This window comes from Franconibacter daqui (assembly GCF_014644275.1).
GTDB classification, from domain to species: domain Bacteria; phylum Pseudomonadota; class Gammaproteobacteria; order Enterobacterales; family Enterobacteriaceae; genus Franconibacter; species Franconibacter pulveris.
This window is the reverse complement of record NZ_BMKJ01000001.1, coordinates 21,107-44,006: the sequence shown is the minus strand read 5'-3', so window position 1 is coordinate 44,006 and position 22,900 is coordinate 21,107. Positions and strand designations below refer to the sequence as shown.

Annotated in this window: 19 protein-coding genes, 1 tRNA gene and 4 pseudogenes; 7 read left to right on the top strand and 17 right to left on the bottom strand. The window is 59.3% G+C overall.

The features are described 5' to 3' along the window. Window positions 1-20: 20 nt before the first annotated feature. The 4 genes and pseudogenes from IEX01_RS21770 to IEX01_RS00220 all read right to left on the bottom strand — a co-directional run. Window positions 21-197: pseudogene (locus IEX01_RS21770) on the bottom strand (DUF6246 family protein); the annotation flags it as partial. Continuing rightward, complete coding sequence (locus tag IEX01_RS00230; protein ID WP_188723057.1) at window positions 194-787, bottom strand: hypothetical protein; 594 nt, start codon at window positions 785-787, stop codon at window positions 194-196. The pseudogene IEX01_RS21770 and the gene IEX01_RS00230, both read right to left, overlap by 4 nt. Further along, entirely contained in the window at window positions 769-2,226 is a 1,458-nt protein-coding gene (locus IEX01_RS00225; RefSeq protein WP_188723056.1) for a glycosyltransferase family 2 protein, read from the bottom strand. The genes IEX01_RS00230 and IEX01_RS00225 overlap by 19 nt, the downstream gene beginning before the upstream one ends. Before the next feature lie 60 nt (window positions 2,227-2,286). Then, a pseudogene (locus IEX01_RS00220) lies at window positions 2,287-2,433 on the bottom strand (phage tail protein); the annotation flags it as partial. A gap of 172 nt (window positions 2,434-2,605) precedes the next feature. Between IEX01_RS00220 and IEX01_RS00215 the strand changes: the two are divergent. Continuing rightward, window positions 2,606-3,037 (top strand): annotated as a pseudogene (locus IEX01_RS00215) (site-specific integrase); the annotation flags it as partial. Window positions 3,038-3,051: 14 nt separating this feature from the next. Here the strand turns inward: IEX01_RS00215 and IEX01_RS00210 are convergent. From IEX01_RS00210 to proB, 3 genes are all read right to left on the bottom strand, one after another. Then, window positions 3,052-3,127: transfer RNA gene (locus tag IEX01_RS00210), tRNA-Thr, on the bottom strand. Between the two features lie 114 nt (window positions 3,128-3,241). Further along, window positions 3,242-4,495, bottom strand: a complete 1,254-nt coding sequence (gene proA / locus IEX01_RS00205; RefSeq protein ID WP_188723055.1) for a glutamate-5-semialdehyde dehydrogenase — start codon at window positions 4,493-4,495, stop codon at window positions 3,242-3,244. A gap of 10 nt (window positions 4,496-4,505) precedes the next feature. Further along, a complete protein-coding gene (proB, locus tag IEX01_RS00200; RefSeq protein WP_024558395.1) occupies window positions 4,506-5,609 on the bottom strand; it encodes a glutamate 5-kinase in 1,104 nt (367 codons plus the stop codon). A 294-nt stretch (window positions 5,610-5,903) separates the two neighbouring features. Here proB and ompC point away from each other — a divergent pair, with 294 nt between their 5' ends. Then, a complete protein-coding gene (ompC, locus tag IEX01_RS00195; RefSeq protein WP_188723054.1) occupies window positions 5,904-7,010 on the top strand; it encodes a porin OmpC in 1,107 nt (368 codons plus the stop codon). A gap of 108 nt (window positions 7,011-7,118) precedes the next feature. Here ompC and crl read toward each other — a convergent pair whose 3' ends face one another. The 3 genes and pseudogenes from crl to IEX01_RS00180 all read right to left on the bottom strand — a co-directional run. Beyond that, entirely contained in the window at window positions 7,119-7,520 is a 402-nt protein-coding gene (crl, locus tag IEX01_RS00190; protein ID WP_024558397.1) for a sigma factor-binding protein Crl, read from the bottom strand. 57 nt (window positions 7,521-7,577) lie between these two features. Then, window positions 7,578-8,825, bottom strand: coding sequence for an esterase FrsA (gene frsA / locus IEX01_RS00185; protein ID WP_024561763.1), 1,248 nt, complete (start codon window positions 8,823-8,825; stop codon window positions 7,578-7,580). A 108-nt stretch (window positions 8,826-8,933) separates the two neighbouring features. Continuing rightward, window positions 8,934-9,099 (bottom strand): annotated as a pseudogene (locus IEX01_RS00180) (type I phosphoribosyltransferase); the annotation flags it as partial. A gap of 179 nt (window positions 9,100-9,278) precedes the next feature. Here IEX01_RS00180 and pepD point away from each other — a divergent pair. Continuing rightward, a complete protein-coding gene (gene pepD, locus IEX01_RS00175) occupies window positions 9,279-10,736 on the top strand; it encodes a beta-Ala-His dipeptidase (protein ID WP_024561762.1) in 1,458 nt (485 codons plus the stop codon). Window positions 10,737-10,848: 112 nt separating this feature from the next. Here the strand turns inward: pepD and prfH are convergent, their stop codons facing one another. From prfH to dinB, 4 genes are all read right to left on the bottom strand, one after another. Continuing rightward, window positions 10,849-11,466, bottom strand: coding sequence for a peptide chain release factor H (prfH, locus tag IEX01_RS00170; RefSeq protein WP_188723053.1), 618 nt, complete (start codon window positions 11,464-11,466; stop codon window positions 10,849-10,851). Beyond that, window positions 11,463-12,602 (bottom strand): RNA ligase RtcB family protein, encoded by a 1,140-nt coding sequence (locus IEX01_RS00165; RefSeq protein WP_188723052.1) that lies wholly within the window; start codon window positions 12,600-12,602, stop codon window positions 11,463-11,465. The genes prfH and IEX01_RS00165 overlap by 4 nt, the downstream gene beginning before the upstream one ends. Window positions 12,603-12,855: 253 nt before the next feature. Beyond that, window positions 12,856-13,329 (bottom strand): GNAT family N-acetyltransferase, encoded by a 474-nt coding sequence (locus tag IEX01_RS00160; RefSeq protein ID WP_188723051.1) that lies wholly within the window; start codon window positions 13,327-13,329, stop codon window positions 12,856-12,858. Window positions 13,330-13,553: 224 nt separating this feature from the next. After that, a complete protein-coding gene (dinB, locus tag IEX01_RS00155) occupies window positions 13,554-14,609 on the bottom strand; it encodes a DNA polymerase IV (RefSeq protein ID WP_024558404.1) in 1,056 nt (351 codons plus the stop codon). Window positions 14,610-14,749: 140 nt separating this feature from the next. Between dinB and IEX01_RS00150 the strand changes: the two genes are divergently transcribed. Both IEX01_RS00150 and dpaA read left to right on the top strand, forming a co-directional pair. Further along, window positions 14,750-15,616 carry a glycerophosphodiester phosphodiesterase family protein gene (locus IEX01_RS00150; RefSeq protein ID WP_188723050.1) on the top strand — a complete coding sequence of 289 codons (867 nt, stop codon included), beginning with the start codon at window positions 14,750-14,752 and terminating at the stop codon, window positions 15,614-15,616. A gap of 261 nt (window positions 15,617-15,877) precedes the next feature. Beyond that, a complete protein-coding gene (dpaA, locus tag IEX01_RS00145; protein ID WP_024558406.1) occupies window positions 15,878-16,615 on the top strand; it encodes a peptidoglycan meso-diaminopimelic acid protein amidase in 738 nt (245 codons plus the stop codon). On the opposite strand, the gene IEX01_RS00140 is transcribed toward dpaA, so the two are convergent. Together IEX01_RS00140 and lpcA are read right to left on the bottom strand one after the other, a co-directional pair. Beyond that, on the bottom strand, window positions 16,586-17,353 hold the full coding sequence (locus IEX01_RS00140) for a class II glutamine amidotransferase (RefSeq protein ID WP_024558407.1): 768 nt from the start codon (window positions 17,351-17,353) through the stop codon (window positions 16,586-16,588). The genes dpaA and IEX01_RS00140 overlap by 30 nt on opposite strands. Window positions 17,354-17,400: 47 nt before the next feature. Next, window positions 17,401-17,982, bottom strand: coding sequence for a D-sedoheptulose 7-phosphate isomerase (lpcA, locus tag IEX01_RS00135; protein WP_024555167.1), 582 nt, complete (start codon window positions 17,980-17,982; stop codon window positions 17,401-17,403). A gap of 228 nt (window positions 17,983-18,210) precedes the next feature. On the opposite strand from lpcA, the gene fadE reads away from it, so the two are divergent. After that, window positions 18,211-20,655, top strand: a complete 2,445-nt coding sequence (gene fadE / locus IEX01_RS00130; protein ID WP_188723049.1) for an acyl-CoA dehydrogenase FadE — start codon at window positions 18,211-18,213, stop codon at window positions 20,653-20,655. A 122-nt stretch (window positions 20,656-20,777) separates the two neighbouring features. Further along, window positions 20,778-21,548 (top strand): amidohydrolase, encoded by a 771-nt coding sequence (locus IEX01_RS00125; protein WP_188723048.1) that lies wholly within the window; start codon window positions 20,778-20,780, stop codon window positions 21,546-21,548. On the opposite strand, the gene IEX01_RS00120 is transcribed toward IEX01_RS00125, so the two are convergent. Continuing rightward, window positions 21,541-22,884 carry a nucleobase:cation symporter-2 family protein gene (locus IEX01_RS00120; protein ID WP_024559185.1) on the bottom strand — a complete coding sequence of 448 codons (1,344 nt, stop codon included), beginning with the start codon at window positions 22,882-22,884 and terminating at the stop codon, window positions 21,541-21,543. The two genes, IEX01_RS00125 and IEX01_RS00120, sit on opposite strands and share 8 nt — an antisense overlap. Window positions 22,885-22,900: the final 16 nt, after the last annotated feature.

Below are 22,900 nucleotides of genomic sequence, written 5' to 3'. Positions count from 1 at the left end.
GTAAGATTAGAGAAGTCCACTTCTGACACTATGCTAACCAGGCTGGTTACTTCATCGTTGTGCAGGTCGTAAAACACCTGCACGATTTCCTCTGGCTCACCAATGCGTGACATGTTCACAAATGAAGGCCGGAAGAAATAATCCTCACCGTCAACGCTGATTAGGCACTCGCCAATCTCTTTAAGCGGGATATTCACCGGTAAAGCCTCCACGCTTTTCTTCTCTCGTTTCTCGGCAGGCCGTCGAAAGCCTTTTCCACGGGCATCTCGTCGGCATGGTCTGCGAGTGAGCAACAAGGGTAAACAACATCCCTTCCCCATGCGTCGCCGAGGGCATAGTCCGCCGGTTTGCGCGTGCTCCAGTTCATCAGGATGTGGTTAATTCCGCTGGCTGGCAGCGCATAGCAGACGCCGTGAATAAGCCTGTTCAGGGTGATGTAATCTGCACGGCACTTGTCAGCGGCGATAAGACGTTCAGCAATCTGCTGCTGATACTGCGGCGGGCGACCAGTTCCAAGATAGAAGCTGATTAGCTCATCAGGGAATCTGGCGCACCATTCAGCCGCTAGTTCTGCAAAACCATCCACCGGCTGGGCATCATCTTCCAGCACGACCACTCGCGCTGACTGGCCGGTAGCCCATTTAATGGCTCTCAGGTGATTCCAGTTAGCACCGTGGTCGGCATCATCGATAAAAAGTTGCGCATTAAGGCTCTCAGCAAGCCTGTGGGCCTGTTCAGCGCGTCGGTGATGACCTACCACCGCGAATGTCACTTGTGCTGCCACCATGCTGTTTCCTTGCCAATGCCGTTGGTCTTAAACACCGTGTGCACTTTCGGGCCGGTAATCACTCGGTCACCGAAGGACTTTGCCACGATACCGAATGCGATCATATCGCCTACTGCCCTGGCGGCCCCCTCTTTCTTCCAGAAACGCTCTGACTCGATGCGGTAGTAAAGCCGCACGATGCGGTGAGCAAACTCCATGACATCTTCACGTAACCCGCCAAGCAGTCCGGCGTTCAGCATGGTGTCGCTCGCGTAATGCTTCAGGAATGACTGATACACGCGCTCAGGATGATTTTTGATGGCCCATTCATCGGAATATGTCTTTGGCTCAGAGCCGACATAAATCACGCCCGGATGCATCTCACTCCACGGCTCGCGAAGCATCTCGACATCTGTGCCGTCGGTACACCAGACGAAACGATATTCCGGATGCTCGCGCAGGTGCTGCCAGATATGCAGCCAGCGCCGGAAGTAAACGTTCATATCTACAACAGGCACGCGCACCGTCGTCTGGCCTGGCGGTGAGTATTCAAACTCGTCAGCCAGAATTACCGCGTCGGCACCTTTAATAGATTCTGACCATCTGGCGACAAGCGACTGCTCTGGCTTCATCCTGGTTCCTCGCTGCGGGTCAGGATGACTGGTCAGCAGGGTTGTGATGACGGCATTACGCTGTCTGCGGTACGGGGCCCATCCGGTGTAGCCTGTGTCGCGGCGCTCATTGTGAATTTTTACGTTGCTGCTTACCTGCCGCTCACGTTCAGGCTTGGGCACTGAGCGCTCTACCGACTCATGTTCATCCAGCGAGTAAATCAGCTTCTCAGAGCCGATAACGTCGGCGTATGCCCATGAGGTAAGCCCCGCATTATGAATGCGCAGAGCGAGGTCTGAATGCTCATACATCCCGCGCCCGTAAGCCGGGTCGAACCCGCCGACCCTTTCAATCGCGCTGCGGTGGTAATAGAGCATCACGCCGCGCTGGCCGGTGTAGGCGATGTGTTTTTCATCGCGGTACAGGACTGAAAGGTCATTCAGCTTTCGCGGGCCTGCTAGGTCGAGAAACTGATATGCCAGATGAGGCTCAGGAGATTCGATATACGGAATATGCCAGCCATCAGCAATCGGCCATGCGTCATCGTCCCACAGGAACAGGTGTTCGCAACCGGAATCAATGAGGGCTTCAATGCTGGCGTTTTTGGATGCCACGATGCCATGGGATTGTTCGTGACGTATAAGTCGTGCAGATTCGGGTGCTGCGGCGGCCGGCACCGAGCCATCATCGACAATCACAACCACTGCGCCGGGCGGCAGATGTTTCTGGTGCTGCTCAAGAGCACGTGCCAGAACGTCTGGCCGGTTGTGGGTGGTGATGGCAATGCCAATGCCAGATGAGCGCGCAGAGGCTGGCACGTAGGGAATTCCGTTTATCAGAACCTGCATATCTCTGTCTCAGAAAGGGGGCTTGCGCCCCGCAGTGTTTTAGCTGGAAGGTTCGGAGGTATCAGTAACCTGCACGGTGCTGGAGTCGCCCACTTTGAACTCAGTGGAGAAGGTCACGATGTCGTTAGTGCCGCCATCAGAGCTGAGGGCAGTGATAACCATGTAACCCTGGAAGGTCACCGGACCGTATTCCATGCGAACCCAGATACAGGCAAGGACGGTGACGTTATCGACTCATATAGAATGAGTGATGGGCATACATCACTGTCAGTTACTGGAGCAGCAGGAGCGGACGGATAGTCGCAAGTTGTTTACATGTTCCGGATGTGGCGCTGAAGGTCTGGATGAGCCCCTGGAAACACGCTGCCACTGCAATGTAAACGCAATCGGCGTGCCATTGAACGAAACAGCATGTCAGATACTCGCAAAGCAGCAGGGAAAGCATAAGCGGTGGGTTTTCGTCCACACGACACCGGCTTACCGGAATGACGGCTCGAAAACAGCCGCAGTAAGGAAAATGCGAACGGACAGCAACAAGGCATGGAGGGGAGCGCTTAAGCGGGCAGGCATAAGCAACTTCCGTTTCCATGACCTTAGACACACATGGGCTAGCTGGTTAGTTCAGTCAGGCGTTTCACTGCTGGCACTCAAAGAAATGGGCGGATGGGAAACTCTGGAAATGGTGCAGCGATATGCCCACCTTTCTGCCGGACACCTTAGCGAGCACGCGAGCAAAATTGACACGATTTTGAATCGCAATGTCACAAATATGGCACAAGAGGAGAACGTGATTTATATCAACAGCAGGTAAGTCTTTGTTTTAACTGGTGCCGGTAATAGGAGTCGAACCTACGACCTTCGCATTACGAATGCGCTGCTCTACCAACTGAGCTATACCGGCCCTGAGAGATGTGTCCACGAGCGTGAAGCACGGTGTAAAAGGGTAAGCAAAAGCGGGTGATGCGTCAATACGGTGTTGTTTCAACCGCCTGTTTTTGCATCACCCTGCCCTCAGTTAAGCACGAATGGTATCGTCACCAAAGCCAATCCACTTGTAGGTAGTCAGCGCCTCCAGGCCCATCGGGCCGCGGGCGTGCAGCTTCTGCGTGCTCACCGCCACTTCCGCGCCCAGGCCAAACTGCGCGCCGTCGGTAAAGCGGGTGGAGGCGTTCACATACACCGCCGAGGAGTCCACTTCGTTCACAAAGCGGTTGGCGTTGCGAAGCGTGCGGGTGAGGATGGCGTCTGAATGCTGGGTGCCGTGCTCGCGAATGTGCTCAATCGCCCCGTCAAGGCCGCTCACCAGCTTCACGTTCAGGTCCAGCGAAAGCCACTCGTCGTCGTAGTTCTCCGCCTGCACCGCCACCGCCTTAGCCGGGCCGTTCGCCAGTAGCGCCAGCGCTTTCTCGTCCGCGTGCAGCGTCACGCCGCGCTCGCTCATCGCCTGACTCAGCTCCGGCAGGAAACGCGCCGCAATCGCGTCATGCACCAGCAGCGTCTCAACGGTGTTGCACGTGCTCGGGCGCTGGGTTTTGGCGTTGGCAATGATGTTCAGCGCCGGGGCGAACTCCGCCGTGTCGTCCACAAAAATATGGCACACGCCAATCCCGCCGGTGATCACCGGAATGGTGGACTGCTCGCGACAGAGCTTATGCAGCCCCGCCCCGCCGCGCGGAATCAGCATGTCGATGTACTTGTCCATGCGCAGCATCTCGTTCACAAGCGCGCGGTCCGGGCTTTCAATCGCCTGCACGGCGGCGGCGGGCAGGCCGCACTCTTCCAGCGCCTGCTGGATGACTTTTACCGTGGCGGCGTTAGTGCGCCACGTCTCTTTACCGCCACGCAGGATGGCGGCGTTGCCGGTTTTCAGGCACAGGGAAGCGACGTCCACCGTCACGTTCGGGCGCGCTTCGTAAATCACCCCCACCACGCCCAGCGGCACGCGGCGGCGTTCGATGCGCAAACCGCTCTCCAGCAGCCCGCCGTCTATCACCTGCCCTACCGGGTCGGCGAGGTTGCACACCTGGCGCACGTCATTGGCGATGGCGTGCAGGCGCTGCGGGTTGAGGGCCAGACGGTCTAACAACGCCTCGCTCAGGCCGTTGCGGCGCGCTTCCAGCAGATCCTGCTCGTTGGCGAGCAGGATCTCTTGCGCCTGCGCTTCTAAATAATCGGCGATCTTCTCCAGCACGCGGTTTTTCTCGCGCGAGGAAAGCAGCGCCATCTGGTAAGAAGCCGCTTTGGCGGCTTTGCCCATCTGTTCAAGCATTGCAGGCTCCTTAGCTGATGATCATGTCGTCGCGATGGACGGCTACCGGGCCATACTCATAGCCAAGAATAGCGTCAATCTGTTGTGAGTGATGCCCGGCAATACGGCGCAGCGCGTCGCTGTTGTAGCGGCTCACGCCGTGGGCGATGTCGCGCCCGTCAAGGCTGCGGATGCGAATGACTTCGCCACGCGAAAAGTTGCCGGAAACGCTCTTAATGCCTTTTGGCAAGAGCGAGCTGCCGCGCGCCTGAATGGCCGCCTGCGCCCCTTCATCCACGGTAATTTCCCCTGCGGGCGGCGCGCCGAAGATCCAGCGCTTGCGGTTCTCCAGCGGCGACTGCTGCGGGTGGAAACGCGTGCCCACCGGCAGCCCTTCCATTACGTCGCCAATCACGCCCGGCTTGCTGCCCGCGGCGATAACGGTCTCGATGCCGGCGCGGCCCGCCACGTCGGCGGCCTGTAATTTAGTGCCCATACCGCCAGTGCCCAGGCCGGAGATACTGTCGCCCGCGATAGCGCGAAGCGCATCGTCAATGCCATACACATCCTGAATCAGCTCCGCGTCCGGGTTGCTGCGCGGGTCGGCGGTGAACAGGCCCTGCTGGTCGGTGAGCAGCAGCAGCTTATCGGCGCCAGCCAGAATGGCCGCCAGCGCCGAAAGGTTGTCGTTGTCGCCCACTTTGATTTCCGCGGTGGCGACGGCGTCGTTTTCGTTGATGACCGGCACGATGCGGTTATCGAGCAGCGCGGTGAGCGTGTCGCGGGCGTTCAGGAAGCGCTCGCGGTCTTCCATATCAGCGCGCGTCAGCAGCATCTGCCCGACATGAATACCGTAAATAGAGAAAAGCTGTTCCCAAAGCTGGATCAGGCGGCTCTGCCCCACTGCGGCTAACAGCTGTTTGGAGGCGATGGTCGCCGGGAGCTCCGGGTAGCCCAGGTGCTCGCGCCCGGCGGCGATGGCCCCGGAGGTGACGATAACAATACGGTGCCCGGCGGCGTGAAGCTGGGCGCACTGGCGCACCAGTTCGACAATGTGGGCGCGGTTCAGGCGGCGCGATCCGCCGGTTAAGACACTGGTCCCCAGTTTGACCACCAGGGTCTGGCTGTCACTCATGATTCTCTGCCGTTTCAACGAAAATGGAAAAATTCAAACCAAAGAGACGTTGTAACAGGCGCGGCCCTTCTTGCCAACTGCTGCGCGGGAAAAGCGCACCGGATGTTGAGCAGGATCGGCAAGCGTAACGGCGGATATTGACATTTTTATGACGTTTACACTTTTTTAAGCGAATTTAAAATTTTTCTGAATCTGTAATAAATCTTTCATTTCGAACCGTTAAAACGCTCCTTGTTTTTTCACAGGTCTCACGACCCGCGAATATTAGCGCGTTTTACTTATCGGGATTTCAAAATGAAAAAGAGCACTCTGGCATTAGTGATCACTGGCGTAATGGTTGCCGCTTCCGCACAGGCCGCTGAAGTTTATAACAAGAACGGAAATAAACTGGATTTATATGGCCGCGTAAAAGCGGAACACTATATCAGTGATAACGCGTCCGTTGACGGCGACCAGTCTTATATCCGTTTAGGTTTTAAAGGCGCCACGCAAATTAACGACCAGCTGACCGGTTACGGCCAGTGGGAATATCAGGTTGCCGCTAACCGCGCCGAGGGCGATAACTCCTCCGGCGTGACTAAAACCCGCCTGGCGTTTGCGGGCCTGAAAATCACCGACTTCGGCTCTATCGACTACGGCCGTAACTACGGCGTGCTGTACGACGTGGAAGCCTGGACCGATATGATCCCGGAATTTGGCGCCGACTCGATGGTGAAAACCGATAACTTTATGACCGGGCGCACCACCGGTGTCGCCACCTACCGCAACACCGATTTCTTCGGTCTGGTTGACGGTCTGAAGTTCGCCCTTCAGTACCAGGGTAAAAACGAGAACGACGGCCGCGCCGCCAGCAAAGCGAACGGCGACGGCTTCGGCGCTTCTCTGACCTACGCGCTGGGCGACAGCGGCGTGAGCGTGGGCGCGGCCTACGCGAACTCTAACCGCACGCTGACGCAAAAACGCGGCGTGTATGGCCAGGGCGACAACGCCGAAGCCTGGACCTCCGGCCTGAAGTATGACGCCAACAACATCTACCTGGCCGCCATGTATGGCGAATCCCGCAACATGACGCCGTTCTCCGGCACCGCGGCGATTAACGGCGCCAACGCCAGCGTCAGCGGCTTCGCCAACAAAAACCAGGCGTTCGAAGTGGTCGCACAGTACCAGTTCGATTTCGGTCTGCGTCCGTCCGTGGGTTACGTTCAGTCCAAAGCCAAAGATGTGGAAAACGGCATTGGCGATGTTGACCTGGTGAAATATATCGACGTGGCGGCAACCTATTACTTCAACAAAAACATGTCCGCTTTTGTTGATTACAAAATTAACCAGCTGGATGACGATAACGCGCTTAATCTCAACAACGACGATGTTGTCGCGTTAGGCGTGGTTTACCAGTTCTGATTAATACCCCGGGCACCCTTAATAAAGGGCGCCCAAAATAAATCGTGTGGCTACGATAAAAAATTAACCCCGCTCAATGGCGGGGTTAGTCTTTTATTCAGCGCGCGATTACGCGGTTCTTTTCAGTAACTGCTCGCTGAAATTTTCCGCCGGCTCCAGCGTTAATTCCAGTGAAGCTAACAGCTGGCGCAACCTTTCATGGAAGCCCTGCAACGTTTGCTCAAGCTTCGCGGTCACTTCGCTGTCTTTGATGGCGGTCGGAACCCATTTCCCTTCTTTATCAAACAGCCCAAAATGCCAGCTGTAGGTAAAGCCGGTTTCATGGCCTTCCAGCTCCATCCACCATCCCCAGAACTCTCGCTTCTCCGGCGCAGGCTTCACGTTAACGCAAACGGCCAGGCAGTCAAAAAAGAAGCGGTTTCCTTCACATTGCTCTTCCCGGATGTACGGGCCAAGGGCAGTAAATTTCTTGATCAATCGGCTTCTCGGGTGTCCACTCGGTAACGTCATTGCGATCTCCTTTTGTGATGCAACTGTTTTACCAAACCGATGGAATTTAGCAATCAATTAACGCAGTTTATGAATCATCCACCCGGTAATTTCCGTGAGCGCCTTGTCAAAGTTGCTGTATACCGGGCTGGAGGCGATCTCCAGCAGCTTGCCATCGGCAGATGACGAGGTGATTAAACGCGATTCTTCTTCCGGGCTGAACGGGTCGTCCTGCCAGAAACCGGAGAGCATCGGCGTCGGGCAACGGCGGCCGAGCAGCCCCTGGGTTTTCAGCGAGTAGCGGTTAAGCTCCACGCGCAGCGCGCTGTCGGAGGCGTCATACATGCCGAGACGGCTTGCCAGCACATCCATATACATCTCCGGCACCTGCGCCTGGCGTGCCGGGTCGCTCAGCAACTGATGCACCACCGGCCCGAGGCAGGCCACCGCCTTCAGGCGCGACGCTTCAAGATACGCCAGCCGCACCGCCACGTTGGCGCCGAAGCGAAAACCAAACGCCGCCACACGGGTGTGATCCACCCACGGGAGATTCTCCAGCGCCTTCAGCACATGCTGGTGCAGCAGGCTTGAATCCTGGGTGAGTTTCCATTTAGAAGAAAAGCCGACGGAAGGCATGTCGATAGTGAGCATGGCGAGGCCGCGCGGCGCGAAGTAGTGCTCAAAGAGGTGATAGTAGTCGCTTTGCAGGGAATCGAGCCCGCCACAGATAAGCACCGTCGGGAACGGGCCGTCGCCGCCTTTAGGCAGGTGCAGAAAGCCATTAATCGGCGCGCCGCCGGGAACAGTAAACTCCAGCTCGCGCAGCTTGCCGGCAAGGCGGGTGGCGGCCTCTTCATAGGCGCGGTTCGCCAGCACCTGCGCCTGCTCCGCCAGTTCATCGCCCTTCAGGTGCGGATAGGCCGCGATGCTGTAGAGGTTCGCCGCCTGAAGCCAGGCTTTGCCGATGCGGGCTTCATCCGTTTCCTGCGCGGCGCGCTGCTGCCACGCCATCGCCTGCTTCGACCACTCATAGATCCAGTTGCCGCCGCGATAGCCGACCACCGTGTCGTACTGCGCCGGATCGGTGCGCTCGGCGTCGCTCAGCACGATGCGCGACTGCACGTCGAGAATTTCCAGCGGGTCGACGCCGCGCCAGACCCACATAATGCGGTTGATCATGCGATACCAGTGCGGCACCGTTTTGCCTTCCAGCGTGGATTCAATATGCGGCGCCGGCGCGTGATGCACGCGGCGGACCAGCGTCGAGGTTTCGGGGTGTTTAAAACGCGGCTTGAACAGGGTTTCGCTAAGGTTGGCCTGCGACATAGCTTTCCGGCTCCATGAAAACAACAGGAACTCTAATTGTACTCGCCCGGGCGCCAAAAAAACAAAACGCCCGGCAAAGCCGGGCGTAAAACATCGTAAGAATAGCGATTAACGGCCGGACAGCGGCGGCACGAAGACCCTGCGGAATGTCGATCACGTAGTCGTCCACCAGCGGCTTACCGGCCGGCTTGGCGAAAATGGTGACGAAACGCGCTTTTGGATACATTTCACGGATAGCGACGGCGGTGCCGCCGGTGTCAACCAGGTCGTCCACCGGCCAGTTAAAAAAATCCTTGCGCGGGTGCGCCTTGGTTTTTACTCGCTGCGGGCTACATGGCGCAGCATAAAGTGGTATTCTCAGCCCATCGCCCAGGCAAGGCTTGCGGCACATTTCAATGATAACCTGTGACCCGCCAGCGAGGCTTCGCCGGGTCGTCGTCAAGGAGACTTAACGTGTCTGAACTGTCTCAGCTTTCCCCCCAACCGCTGTGGGATATTTTCGCTAAAATCTGCTCCATTCCTCACCCTTCCTACCATGAAGAACAACTCGCCGAACACATCATGGGCTGGGCGAAGGAAAAGGGGCTATTTGCACAGCGCGACCAGGTAGGCAACATTCTGATCCGCAAACCGGCCACCGCCGGCATGGAAAACCGCAAGCCGGTGGTGCTGCAGGCGCACCTCGACATGGTGCCGCAGAAAAATAACGACACCGTTCATGACTTCACCAAAGATCCTATCCAGCCTTACGTTGACGGCGAATGGGTGAAAGCGCGCGGCACCACCCTTGGCGCCGACAACGGCATCGGCATGGCCTCCGCGCTGGCGGTGCTGGCGGACGACGCCGTTCAGCACGGTCCGCTGGAAGTGCTGTTGACCATGACCGAAGAAGCGGGCATGGACGGCGCGTTTGGTCTGCAGGCGAACTGGCTGCAGGGCGATATTCTCATTAACACCGATTCCGAAGAAGAGGGTGAAATCTACATGGGCTGCGCAGGCGGCATCGATTTCATCACTACCCTTGCGCTTGAGCGCGAAGCGGTGCCGGCGGGCTACCAGACCGTTAAGCTGACGGTAAAAGGCCTTAAGGGCGGCCACTCCGGCGCGGATATTCACTTAGGCCTCGGCAACGCCAACAAGCTGCTGGCCCGCTTCCTGTTCGCTCACGCCAAAGAACTGGACGCGCGCCTGATAGACCTTAACGGCGGCACGCTGCGCAACGCTATCCCGCGTGAAGCGTTCGCCACGCTTGCCGTTCCGGCGGATAAAGCTGATGCGCTGAAAACACTGGCGGCGGCGTACCTTGATATCCTGAATAACGAGCTCTCTGCAAAAGAAAAAAACATCACCGTGCTGGTTGAGCAGGCGACGGCTGAGCATGGCGCGCTGACTGCGAAATGCCGCGATGCCTTTATCGGCCTGCTGAACGCCACGCCGAACGGCGTTATCCGCAACTCCGACGTCGCTAAAGGCGTGGTGGAAACCTCGCTGAACCTCGGTGTGGTGACGACCGATGCCGACAAAGCGCAAATCATCTGCCTTATCCGCTCGCTTATCGACAGCGGCAAAGATTACGTGGTGCAGACGCTGGAAGCGCTGGGCCAGCTTGCAGGCGCCGAAACCGTCGCCAAAGGCAGCTACCCGGGCTGGCAGCCGGACGCCTCTTCCCCGGTAATGGCGCTGGTGCGTGAAACTTACCAGAAGCTCTTCAACAAGACGCCGAACATTCAGGTTATCCACGCTGGCCTGGAATGCGGCCTGTTCAAGAAGCCGTACCCGGAGATGGACATGGTCTCCATCGGGCCGACCATTACCGGTCCGCACTCCCCGGACGAGCAGGTTCACATTGAAAGCGTGGGCCAGTACTGGACGCTGCTGACCGAGCTGCTGAAAGCCATTCCGGCTAAGTAAGCGAAAGCGTGTAATAAGGCGGCCAGCGGGCCGCCTTTTTTGTTTGTCGCGCTTACTCAGCACACTCCCCCGCAGAACGAAAAACCCCGCCTTACCAGGGCGGGGTTGTTTATTACTTCACGGGCGTAAAGCCTTTGCCCGTAAAGCAGCGCTGCGGGTTGCCGCGCGCTATCTGATGATGAAACTGCCGCCGCTGCGCCTTCTGCCCGGCGTGCTGCGCTGCACGCAACGCTTCCAGCTTGTGGGCTAGCAGCAGCCGCGCCAGCTTTTTATTGGCGTGCTGGCTGCGCTCTGACTGCACCTTCACGCTGATGCCGCTCGCCAGATGCGTGGCGCGTATCGCCGAGTCGGTTTTATTGACGTGCTGGCCGCCCGGCCCGGAGGCGCGCTGCGCCTCAAAGCGAATGTCGCTTTCCGGCACCTCGCTCACCGGCGTAAATACCTCCGCGCCAATAAACCAGTTTTTGCGGCCATGGCGCGGGCGATAAGGGCTTTCGCACGTCCACTGCAACGTGCCGCGCCAGCGTTCGGCAAGCGCCTGCGCCTGTTCGCCCGTGAGCGAAACCAGCACCGAGCGCAGCGTGCCCGCCACGCGTCCCGGCTCTTCTTCCACCCTGTTCAGCGTTACGCCTGCGGCGCAGGCCTCCTCAGCCAGCCGCGCCAGCGCTTTGCTCACCGCCAGACAGCATTCGTCCGGCCCCTGAGCGGAGGAGAGTTGCAACAGCCTCATTCGCTTCGCTCCCCGCTGGTTTTCAGCGTCAGCACCGGCTTCAGGCGCGCCAGCGGCTTCACCAGCCCGGCGCCCGTGAGGCATTCCATCACGCTCTCTATTGATTTGTACGCCTGCGGCGCCTCTTCATAGATAAGCTGGCGGTCGCGGCAAATCACCCGGCTGCCAAGCGGCGTACGGGCAAGCTGCGCCGGGCTGAATTTCCCGGAAAGCCGCCCTTTGCACTCGGTGCGCATCCATTTGCGCCCGGCGCCGTGAGCCAGCGAATCAAGCGCATCGCTGCTGTTTAACGGCTGCACCAGATAGCTGTAATCGCCGCGCGAGCCGGGAATAACAACCGGGCCGCAGCTGGCGGGCGTGGCGCCCTTACGGTGCAGCCAGCCGGGCTGGCCGTTGAAAACGTACGGCTCTACCAGGTTGTGGTTCACGTCGAGCAGCCGCTCCCCCTCTTCCCTGAAGTGCTCAAGCAGGCGACGGGCGATAAGCGCGCGGTTGGCGACGGCGAACGTAAGCGCGTCGTTATGCTGCGCCAGGTAATCGTTCGCCGCGTCGCTGCCCTCTTCCAGGCCGCTGTGGGAGAAGCGCTCCACGTGGGCGCGCAGGATCTGCTGGCCAAGGCCGCGCGAACCGCTGTGCGCCAGCAGCAACAGCTGCTTTGCGTTAATGCCGAGCGCGCTGACCGCCTCGTCATCGTAAACGCTCTCCACCTGCTGCAATTCGGCGAAGTGGTTGCCGCCGCCGACCGAGCCGAGCGAAGCGGCATAGGGGTGCGCCGCCAGCGTCGGCGGCAAAGCCGCTTCCAGCCACTCTGGCGGCGCCGCATCGCTGTAGCTCTGCGCACGCTTTTCCAGCTTATCGAGATTCACTTTGCGGCTCTGCAGCGAGGTTTGCCACAGCCCCATGCCGCAGCCGATATCGTTGCCTACCAGCGCCGGGTAAAAATGGTTAACGGAGAAAAATGCCGCGCCGACGGGATACCCGCGGCCTGGATGCAGATCCGGCATGCCGACGACGCGCGTCATGCCCGGCAATCTGGCGGTGTTTAAAAGCTGCCGGGTGGCGTCGCTTTCGATCCAGAGGTCATCCGACGTAACGTAAGCGACGGCGTCAGATAAGGGACGTATAAAATTGCCCATATACCCATCCTGTAACAGGAAAAAAATAAGGATGTGGCAGACGAAAACCCGGGCAAAAAAAGCGAGGAAATTATTCCTGGGTCAGTCTGCAAAGCGTAATCAGCGGTGAGTAAGTCATGATGTGCCTCCTTTGCAGATGAAGAGAATGGAAAAAAACGGCTTGCATAATAACCACATGGCCACCCCGCCACAACCGCCAGCGGCGAAAAAAAGCGCCTGCCTATTAGTTTAGGTAGGAGCAGCCCGGGCTGCTTTATGTTGTCGACAGTGTTTTTACCATGCGGTAGTTAGTAAACGTTTCTCCGCGCAGCGCCACGGTTTGCACCTGCTCAATGCTAAAGCCGTTGGCCGCAAAAAACGGCCGCGCGGTGAGGCTCGCATCGGTAGTCAGACGGGTTAACCGCTGCTGGTGGGCCGCCTGCTCCAGACGCGCCAGCAGCGCGGTGGCAACTCCCCGGCGCAGGGCCAGCGGGTGGACAAACAGCAAGTCGATATGCCCTTCATGCTCAAGCGAGATAAACCCAAGCCGCTTTTCACCGTCGCAGGCGACGAAAACGCGGGCGCGGGCGAGCCGTTCCCGCCAGCAGGCTTCGTCCACCTGCGCCCAGGCACGGATCTGGGCGGCATTGTAGTCCCGGCTGGCCACTTCGGTAACCGAGAGAATGAACAGCTGCGCCAGCCAGGGGAGATCCTGCGGCTGGTAGTCGCGAAGGGTGACATGGTTCATCGTGATTTTTCCGGTCGGCTGCTGGAGGAAGCGTAACGCATTACGTTTGTGTTGTCGTCAGCCACTTACCCCGGCGGGGAGGGAACCGGCCAGCGAGTGAATAGGCGCCCGCGCAGGTCCGCGCCCTTTCCCCCTCGCCCTTCCAGGGAGAGGGCCAGGGTGAGGGTTTACGGCATATCCGGGGCGGAGAACTGCACACCACCGCAGAACACTCCTGCCTGCCCTTAAAGCCCCAGCACCAGCTGACGCTCAATTTGCGGGTCGAGCAAGGTAACGTGCAGTCCCACCAGCCGCACGCCGCGCCCGCCCCGGCGTTCTTCCCACGTTTTACGGGCGGTGGCGAGCAAATCGTCTTTGTTCAGCATCGGCCAGACGTGCTCCTGCGTGGTGAGCTGGAAATCGTTGAATTTCAGCTTCACCCCCTGACGGGCGATGCGCAAATCCGGCTGTACGGCGGCGAGGCGGCGCTCCAGCTCCGGGTAAAGGCGCTCGACAATCGCCTCGCACTCGGACCATTCATGAATATCCTGTGCAAGTGTACGCTCCACCCCTACCGATTTACGCTGCCTGTCACTGCTTATCTCGCGCTCGTCTATTCCCTGGCTGCGCTCCCACAGCACGCGGCCAAACTTGCCAAAGCGCTTGAGCAGCGCGGCGAGATCGCTGTTTTGCACATCCTCGCAGGTGCGCAGCCCGAGGCTTTCGAGCTTTGCCGCCGTCACTTTCCCCACGCCCGGGATCTTGCCGAGCGGCAGCGTGCGCAGAAACTCCGGCACCTCTTCCGGCGTTATCACATACTGCCCGTTGGGCTTGTTGAGATCGGAGGCTATCTTGGCGAGAAACTTCACTGGCGCGATGCCCGCCGACGCGGTGAGCTGCAGCTCGTCCAAAATAGTCTGGCGAATCTCTTTCGCCATCAGCGTGGCGGAGCCGTAGCAGTGCGGGCTGTGGGTGACATCTAAATAGGCTTCGTCGAGCGACAGCGGTTCAATCAGCGAGGTATAGCGGGAGAAGATTTCACGGATATGGGCGGAAGCTTCTTTATAGGCGTCAAAACGCCCCGGCAGCAGCGTCAGGTGCGGACAAAGCTTGAGGGCCATGGCGGTGGGCATGGCGCTGCGCACGCCATATTTACGCGCCGGGTAGTTCGCGGTGCTGATTACGCCGCGCCGTTCGCGGCTGCCGCCGATGGCGAGCGGAATATCGCGCAGGGCCGGATTGTCGCGCATCTCGACAGCCGCAAAAAAGCAGTCCATATCGACATGAATGATTTTACGCATCGCGAAGCCCCGCACTGTATGTTCATACAGTCTGGCAAAAAATGGGCGCGGCGGCAACCACCCTCCATTCACTGTCATAAAGCTGTGATACCAAGAAGCCTCCGCCGCCTGTTGAATAATAAAGATTAAGGAAGAAAAGCATGACCCGAGTTTCGCTTGCCACGCTGCTGCTTGCCGCCTCCACCCTGGCCTGCGCCAGCCCACAGCTGATAGCCCACCGGGGCGGCACCGGCGACGCGCCGGAAAACACCCTGCCCGCTATCGAGCTGGCGCTAAAAAACCGCGCCGACGCGGTGTGGGTAACGGTGCAGTTCAGCAAAGACGGCGTGCCGGTGCTTTATCGCCCGAGCGACTTAAGCGCGCTGACGAACAGCAACGGCCCGGTCTCCCGTTTCACCGCTGCAGAGCTCGGCGCCATCGACGCGGGCTGGAAATGGGGCGACACCACGCCCCCCTGGCGCGGCAAAGGCGCCACTATCCCGACGCTGGAAGCCGTGCTGAAAAAGTGGCCGCAGACGCCGTTTTATCTCGACATTAAATCGCCGGACGCCGCGCCGGAGGAGATGGGGCGACGGCTGCTGGCGGTGCTTGAGAAAACACACAGCCTCGGGCGCGTACGCGTCTACTCAACGGAAGACCGGTATATCAGCGCCCTGCCCGCCGCCGTGCCGCGCTTCGTCACCCGCAGCGAAACCCGCACCCGGCTGGCTACGGTTTCGCTCTCGCACCAGTGCCCGCCGCCTGTCGCCGATGAACAACCGCGCTGGTATGGGCTTGAACTGAACCGCAACGTGGAGGTGGTGGAAAAATTCACGCTGGGCGAAGGCGTCTCCGCTGCGACGCTGACCTGGGATAAAGAGGCAATGGCGTGCTTTCGCTCGCACGGCGAAGCGCACATCCTCTTTTTCGGCGTTAATTCGCCACAGGACTATGAAAAAGCGGTGGAACTGAACGCCGATGGCGTGATGGTGGATGCGCCGAGTCAGTTTAGCGCCCGCAAGGGTTAACGTTTCGCGCCGCGAAAGCGGCGCGCGACATCTGAATTTTTACGTTTAAGCCAGACGTTTTTTGCGAACCTTCTGGCTCGTCTCCGGTCACATTACGCAGCGCTTTGGCGGTTTAAGTAAAACTGAAGTGTAAACGCAGCAGTCAACGCTTGCGAAAAATAACAGCGGTGCTAATGTGAGCGCTCCCGAGACAGAATAATCTTATTTTGGGCTCTCTCGCCGTCCTGGCATTGTTACAGATTTATCAAGGAAATAAGCAGTATGCGTAAAATTGCATTGTTTATCGCAATGCTCCTGATGCCGTGCATGTCTTTTGCCAGTTTGCTCAGCAGCGACAGTAACACCCCTATCAAATCAGAACTAAAACAGCAGTTAATGGGTTCGCCGGTCTATATCCAGATCTTCAAAGAAGAGCGCACGCTGGATCTTTACGTGAAGATGGGCGAACAGTATCAACTGCTCGACAGCTATAAAATCTGTAACTACTCCGGCGGTCTGGGCCCGAAACAGCGCCAGGGCGATTTTAAAAGCCCGGAAGGGTTCTACACCGTGGAGCGTCCGCAGCTTAAGCCGGACAGCCGCTTCTATAAGGCTATCAACATCGGCTTCCCGAACGCCTATGACCGCGCGCACGGTTATGAAGGGAAATATTTAATGATCCACGGCGCCTGCGTGTCGGTGGGCTGCTACGCCATGACGGACAAGAATATCGACGAGATTTTCCAGTTCGTGACCGGCGCGCTGGTGTTCGGCCAGCCTCGCGTGCAGATAAGCATCTACCCGTTCCGCATGACCGACGCCAACATGGAGCGCCACAAGTACTCCTACTACATCAACTTCTGGAAACAGCTGAAGCCGGGCTACGACTACTTCGCCATGACCCGCCAGCCGCCGGTAGTTTCCGTCTCTAACGGCAACTACGTGGTGAGCAAGCCTATCAGCAGCCAGGTGGTTCACCCGCAGCTGGCGTCAAACTATACGCTCCCCAAGGCAGAATAACGCCCACTCGCCTGGCATTATCTTGTGCCAGGTTTCATTGCCCGTCAGCGGCTGAGTGGCAATCACCGTGACCACATCGTTAGGTGTGGTCTCTTTCTGGAAGTCTATCTCCACGTCCTGATCCAAAAGCTTCGCCACGCCAAACGGCGCGCGCCTTGTTATCCAGAACAGGTTAGTGGAGCAGAACGCCATCACGTAACGCCCGTCCGAAAGCAGCATGTTAAAAACGCCTTTCTCGCGAAGCTCGGTCGCCAGCGTGGCGATATAGCGAAACACCGCTTCCATATTGCCCGGCGTGCGCGGATAGCGCTGGGTCAGCTTGTGCAACAGCCAGCAGAACGCCTTTTCGCTGTCGGTTTCCCCCACCGGGCGGAACTGACCGGTTTGCAACGTTTTGTAGCCTTTAAGCTGGCCGTTATGGGCGTAGGTCCAGTTGCGGCCCCACAGCTCGCGGGTAAAAGGGTGGGTGTTTTCCAGCGCCACCTCGCCGCGGTTCGCCTGGCGGATATGCGCGACAACAGAGCAGGATTTTATTGGGTAATCCTGCACTAATTTCGCGATGGGGGAGTTATAGCTTGGCTGCGGATCTTTAAACGTGCGGCAGCCTTTGCCTTCATAGAAGGTAATGCCCCAACCGTCTTTATGCGGCCCTGTGCCGCCGCCGCGCTGCACCAGGCCGGTAAAGCTAAAGCAAATATCCGTTGGCACATTGGCGCTCATCCCGAGCAGTTCACACATTTCCACCTCCCACCGCGCTGAAAAGGGGGCCGCGGCCCCCGACTGCCTTACGCCTTCACCATCTCTTTTTCGATAAGCTGGATCAGGATATGGATAACCTTGATATGGATTTCCTGAATACGGTCAGCATAGCCAAAGTGCGGCACGCGGATTTCGATATCCGCCGAGCCCGCCATTTTGCCGCCGTCTTTACCGGTCAGAGCAATCACCTTCATGCCTTTCTCGCGCGCCGCTTCAATCGCTTTAATCACGTTAGCGGAGTTGCCAGATGTGGAGATGCCGAGCAGCACGTCGCCCTCGCGTCCGACCGCTTCCACATAGCGGGAAAAGATGTGGTCGTAACCGAAATCGTTGCCGACGCAGGAGATATGGCTGACGTCGGAAATGGCGATAGCCGGGTAGCCCGGACGGTTTTCACGGTAGCGCCCGGTCAGCTCTTCGGCGAAATGCATGGCGTCGCAGTGGGAGCCGCCGTTGCCGCAGGAGAGCACTTTGCCGCCCGCCTTGAAGCTGTCCGCCAGCAGCACCGCCGCGCGCTGAATGGCGTGAATATTGGCGTCTTCTTTCAGGAAATTCGCCAGCGTTTCCGCCGCTTCGTTCAGTTCGTTACGAATCAGATCCTGGTACATGAGGATGTCCTTCAACATTTAGAAAATATCACCACGCAGTGTACCGGATAGCGCCGAAAGCGAGAAGCGTCGCGGGGTGAGCGCGGCGGCGGTTTTGTTTTTCCGTGCGGCAACAATGTGAGCCAGGTTGTAATTATTTTGTGAACACATTGCTAAAAAACGTCACATCCTCTACAACCATAACATCACAAGTGGTCAGACCTCCTACAAGCCAGGGAGCTTTTCTCTATGATGATTTTGAGTATTGTTGCAACCGTCATTCTGCTCGGTGCGCTCTTCTATCACCGGGTGAGCCTTCTGCTAAGCAGCCTGATTCTGCTGGCGTGGACAGCGGCGCTCGGCGCGGCGGGCCTGTGGTCCATCTGGGTGCTGGTGCCGCTGGCGATTATTCTTGTCCCCTTCCTCTTTACGCCAATGCGCAAAGCCCTTATCTCCGCGCCGGTATTCCGCGGCTTCCGTAAAGTGATGCCGCCGATGTCCCGCACCGAGAAAGAAGCGATCGATGCGGGCACCATCTGGTGGGAAGGCGACCTGTTCCGCGGCAACCCGGACTGGCAGAAGCTGCATAACTACCCGAAACCGCAGCTGACCGCCGAAGAGCAGGCGTTTCTCGACGGCCCGGTAGAAGAAGCATGCCGCATGGCGAACGATTTCCAGATAACCCATGAAATGGCGGATCTGCCGCCGGAACTGTGGGCGTACTTAAAAGAGCACCGCTTCTTCGCGATGATCATCAAGAAAGAGTACGGCGGGCTGGAGTTCTCCGCTTACGCCCAGTCTCGCGTGCTGCAAAAACTGGCGGGCGTTTCCGGCATTCTCGCCATCACCGTCGGCGTGCCGAACTCCCTCGGCCCGGGCGAACTGCTGCAACACTACGGCACCGATGAGCAAAAAGATCACTACCTGCCTCGCCTGGCGCGCGGCCAAGAGATCCCCTGCTTCGCGCTCACCAGCCCCGAGGCGGGCTCTGACGCAGGCGCTATTCCCGACACCGGCGTGGTTTGCATGGGCGAGTGGCAAGGCGAGCAAGTGCTCGGCATGCGCCTGACCTGGAACAAGCGCTACATTACGCTTGCCCCTATCGCCACCGTGCTGGGCCTCGCGTTTAAACTCTCCGACCCGGACCATCTGCTGGGCGACCAGGAAGAGCTCGGCATCACCTGCGCGCTTATCCCGACAAGCACCCCGGGCGTGGAGATTGGCAGACGCCACTTCCCGCTGAACGTGCCGTTCCAGAACGGCCCGACCCGCGGCAAAGATATCTTCGTGCCGATCGACTACATCATTGGCGGACCGAAAATGGCCGGTCAGGGATGGCGTATGCTGGTGGAATGCCTCTCCGTGGGCCGCGGCATCACCCTGCCGTCTAACTCCACCGGCAGCCTGAAAACCATCGCGCTGGCGACGGGCGCTTACGCTCATATTCGCCGCCAGTTCAAAATCTCTATCGGCAAGATGGAAGGGATCGAAGAGCCGCTGGCGCGCATTGCGGGCAACGCCTATGTGATGGACGCCGCCGCCTCGCTTATCACCTACGGCATTATGCTTGGCGAAAAACCGGCGGTGCTGTCGGCGATTGTGAAATACCACTGCACGCACCGCGGCCAGCGCTCGATTATCGATGCGATGGATATCGCGGGCGGCAAAGGCATTATGCTTGGCGAAAGCAACTTTCTGGCCCGTGGTTACCAGGGGGCGCCTATCGCCATCACCGTGGAAGGGGCCAACATCCTTACCCGCAGCATGATGATCTTCGGCCAGGGCGCCATCCGCTGCCATCCGTACGTGCTGGAAGAGATGGCCGCCGCGCAGAACAACGATGTGAACGCGTTCGACAAGCTGCTCTTCCGCCATATCGGCCACGTGGGCAGCAACACGGTGCGCAGCTTCTGGCTCGGCCTGACCAACGGCCTGACCAGCGCCGCGCCGACCAAAGACGCTACGAAGCGCTACTATCAACACCTGAATCGCCTGAGCGCTAGCCTTGCGCTGCTGTCGGATGTCTCCATGGCGGTGCTGGGCGGCAGCCTGAAACGCCGCGAGCGCATCTCCGCGCGTCTGGGCGACGTGTTAAGCCAGCTCTATCTCGCCTCGGCGGTGCTCAAGCGCTATGACGACGAAGGTCGCCACGAGGCGGATCTGCCGCTGGTGCACTGGGGTGTGCAGGACGCGCTTTATCAGGCGGAACAGGCGATTGACGACCTGCTGCGCAACTTCCCGAACGGCGCGGTGGCAGGCCTGCTGCGTCTGGCTATCTTCCCGCTGGGCCGCCGTTATGACGCGCCTTCAGACAAGCTTGACCATAAGGTGGCGAAGATCCTGCAAATCCCGTCGGAAACTCGCTCCCGCCTTGGCCGCGGCCAGTACCTGACGCCGAGCGAGCATAACCCGGCGGGCCTGCTGGAGGCGGCGCTGGCGGATGTGATGGCCGCCGAGCCGATTCACCTGCGTCTGTGCAAAGAGCTGGGCAACAACATGCCGTTCACCCGTCTGGATGAGCTGGCGGCGCTGATGCTCAAAGAAGGTCGCATCAATCCGCAGGAAGCGGAAATTCTGACCCGCGCCGAAGCGAGCCGTCTGCGCAGTATTAACGTAGACGATTTCGAGCCGGAAGCGCTCGCCACCCAGCCGGTAAAGCTGCCGGATAACGTGCGAAACGTAGAAGCCGCCTAACCCTCAGCCCCGCAACATGCGGGGCTTTTTTATCCCGCCTTTTGCCTCTTGCTCTTCTTGCCAGTTTGTTCGCCTCTCGTGCTACAGTGGAAACATCGCCCTTTTTACAGAGAGCCTTAATCGTGCCTGGTTTAAAACTCACCCTGTTGCAGCAGCCGCTGGTCTGGATGGACGGCCCTGCCAATTTGCGTCATTTCGATATTCAGCTGGAAGCCATTACCGGACGGGATCTTATCGTGCTGCCGGAGATGTTCACCACCGGCTTCGCCATGGAAGCGGCGCAGCAGTCAATGCCGGAAGCGGAAGTGGTGGCCTGGCTGCGGGAAAAAGCGCAGCAGACTGGCGCGATGGTCGCAGGCAGCGCGGCGCTGCAAACTGAACGCGGCCCGGTGAACCGCTTTTTGCTGGTGGAGCCGGAGGGCAACATGCATTTTTACGACAAGCGCCACCTGTTCCGCATGGCTGACGAGCATCATCACTACGTGGCGGGCGAAGCGCGTCTGGTTATCGAGTGGCGCGGCTGGCGCATCCTGCCGCTGGTCTGCTACGACCTGCGCTTCCCGGTCTGGTCGCGCAACCGCAACGACTACGATCTCGCGCTCTATGTCGCCAACTGGCCCGCGCCGCGCTCGCTGCACTGGCAATCCTTGCTGGTGGCGCGCGCCATTGAAAACCAGGCTTACGTGGCGGGCTGCAACCGCGTCGGCAGCGACGGCAACGGCCACCATTATCGGGGCGACAGCCGCATCGTCAGCCCGCAGGGGGAGATTCTGGCCGAAGGGGTGGCCCATCAGGCGATGCGCCTTGACGCCGAGCTCTCGCTCAGCGCCCTGCGCGAGTACCGCGAGAAGTTCCCCGCCTGGCAGGACGCCGACCCGTTTACCCTTAGCTAACCGTCTTCGCCCTCCCCCGCGCGGCGAGGGCGACAAACTTGCCGTTAAACAGAATATTCAGCACGAAGGCGACAAGGCAGGTGGCGCTGATGCCCGAGTGAAACAGCGTACGTACCCAGCCGGGGAACTGATCGTAAAAAGCGGGCATCACGATGGGGATCATGCCGAAGGCCAGCGACGTCGCCACCACCACCAGGTTCATATTCTCTTTGTAATCCACTTTCGACAGCGTCCGGATGCCGCTCGCCGCCACCGAGCCGAACAGCACTACGCCCGCGCCGCCCAGCACCGGCATGGGAATAGCGGCAACCACGCGGCCTAATACCGGCAGCAGGCCGAGCACGAGCAAAATCACCCCGCCCGCGCTCACCACAAAGCGGCTTTTAATGCCGGTGAGCGCCACCAGCCCAATATTCTGCGCAAAGGCGCTCTGCGGGAAAGAGTTAAACACCGGCGCCAGCGCGCTGGTGAGCATGTCGGCGCGCAGGCCGTTGGCGATGCGCCGCCCGTTGACGTCGGTGCCGACAATCTCCCCCACCGCCATCAGCCCGGCGGTGGTTTCGGTCAGCAGCACTAACACGATCAGGAACATGGAGAGAATGGCGGCGCTGTCAAACACCGGCATGCCGAAGGCGAAGAGCGTCGGCATCGCCAGCCAGTCGCCCTGAAAAACGGCGCTGAAATCCGCTTTGCCGGCGGCGACGCCCGCCAGCGTGCCGATGACCATCGCCGCCAGCACCGCGATGCGGGTAACGCCGCCGCGCCCAAGGCGGTTGAGCAGCAAAATGACGCCAAGCGTCAGCGCGGCGAGGCCGATATTCGACGGCGCGCCCCAGTCCGGCGCTTTCGCGTTACCGCCCATCGCCCAGCGGGCCGCCACCGGCATCAGCGACAGGCCGATAACCGTAATCACGCAGCCTGTCACCACCGGCGGGAAGAAGCGAATAATGTGCGCAAAGAAAGGCGTAATCAGCAGCCCGAGCAGCGAAGAGGCGATCACCGCGCCAAAGACCACCGGCAGCCCGCCGCCGCCGGAGACGATAGTCACCATCGTCGCCACGCCGGCAAAGGAGACGCCCTGCACCAGCGGCAGCTTTGAGCCGAAAAACGGCAGGCCGAAGGATTGCAGCAGCGTGGAAAGCCCGCTGATAAACAGCGCGGCGGTTACCAGCAGACCGATATCCTCCCCCGAAAGCCCGGCGGCGGAGCCGATAATCAGCGGCGGCGCGATGATGCCGCCGTACATGGTCAACACGTGCTGTAAGCCCCAGGCGAAGGTTTTTACCGCCGGGTAACGCTGGTCTTCCGGGCGCGCGCAGGCGCTTTCTCTGTTCATAGTGCCCTTCCGTTAC

Bases quoted from the DNA above. Each gene is read 5' to 3' on its own strand.
- IEX01_RS00230 (WP_188723057.1), bottom strand. From the start codon at position 787: ATGGTGGCAGCACAAGTGACATTCGCGGTGGTAGGTCATCACCGACGC.
- IEX01_RS00225 (WP_188723056.1), bottom strand. From the start codon at position 2,226: ATGCAGGTTCTGATAAACGGAATTCCCTACGTGCCAGCCTCTGCGCGC.
- proA (WP_188723055.1), bottom strand. From the start codon at position 4,495: ATGCTTGAACAGATGGGCAAAGCCGCCAAAGCGGCTTCTTACCAGATG.
- proB (WP_024558395.1), bottom strand. From the start codon at position 5,609: ATGAGTGACAGCCAGACCCTGGTGGTCAAACTGGGGACCAGTGTCTTA.
- ompC (WP_188723054.1), top strand. From the start codon at position 5,904: ATGAAAAAGAGCACTCTGGCATTAGTGATCACTGGCGTAATGGTTGCC.
- crl (WP_024558397.1), bottom strand. From the start codon at position 7,520: ATGACGTTACCGAGTGGACACCCGAGAAGCCGATTGATCAAGAAATTT.
- frsA (WP_024561763.1), bottom strand. From the start codon at position 8,825: ATGTCGCAGGCCAACCTTAGCGAAACCCTGTTCAAGCCGCGTTTTAAA.
- prfH (WP_188723053.1), bottom strand. From the start codon at position 11,466: ATGAGGCTGTTGCAACTCTCCTCCGCTCAGGGGCCGGACGAATGCTGT.
- IEX01_RS00165 (WP_188723052.1), bottom strand. From the start codon at position 12,602: ATGGGCAATTTTATACGTCCCTTATCTGACGCCGTCGCTTACGTTACG.
- IEX01_RS00160 (WP_188723051.1), bottom strand. From the start codon at position 13,329: ATGAACCATGTCACCCTTCGCGACTACCAGCCGCAGGATCTCCCCTGG.
- dinB (WP_024558404.1), bottom strand. From the start codon at position 14,609: ATGCGTAAAATCATTCATGTCGATATGGACTGCTTTTTTGCGGCTGTC.
- IEX01_RS00150 (WP_188723050.1), top strand. From the start codon at position 14,750: ATGACCCGAGTTTCGCTTGCCACGCTGCTGCTTGCCGCCTCCACCCTG.
- dpaA (WP_024558406.1), top strand. From the start codon at position 15,878: ATGCGTAAAATTGCATTGTTTATCGCAATGCTCCTGATGCCGTGCATG.
- IEX01_RS00140 (WP_024558407.1), bottom strand. From the start codon at position 17,353: ATGTGTGAACTGCTCGGGATGAGCGCCAATGTGCCAACGGATATTTGC.
- lpcA (WP_024555167.1), bottom strand. From the start codon at position 17,982: ATGTACCAGGATCTGATTCGTAACGAACTGAACGAAGCGGCGGAAACG.
- fadE (WP_188723049.1), top strand. From the start codon at position 18,211: ATGATGATTTTGAGTATTGTTGCAACCGTCATTCTGCTCGGTGCGCTC.
- IEX01_RS00120 (WP_024559185.1), bottom strand. From the start codon at position 22,884: ATGAACAGAGAAAGCGCCTGCGCGCGCCCGGAAGACCAGCGTTACCCG.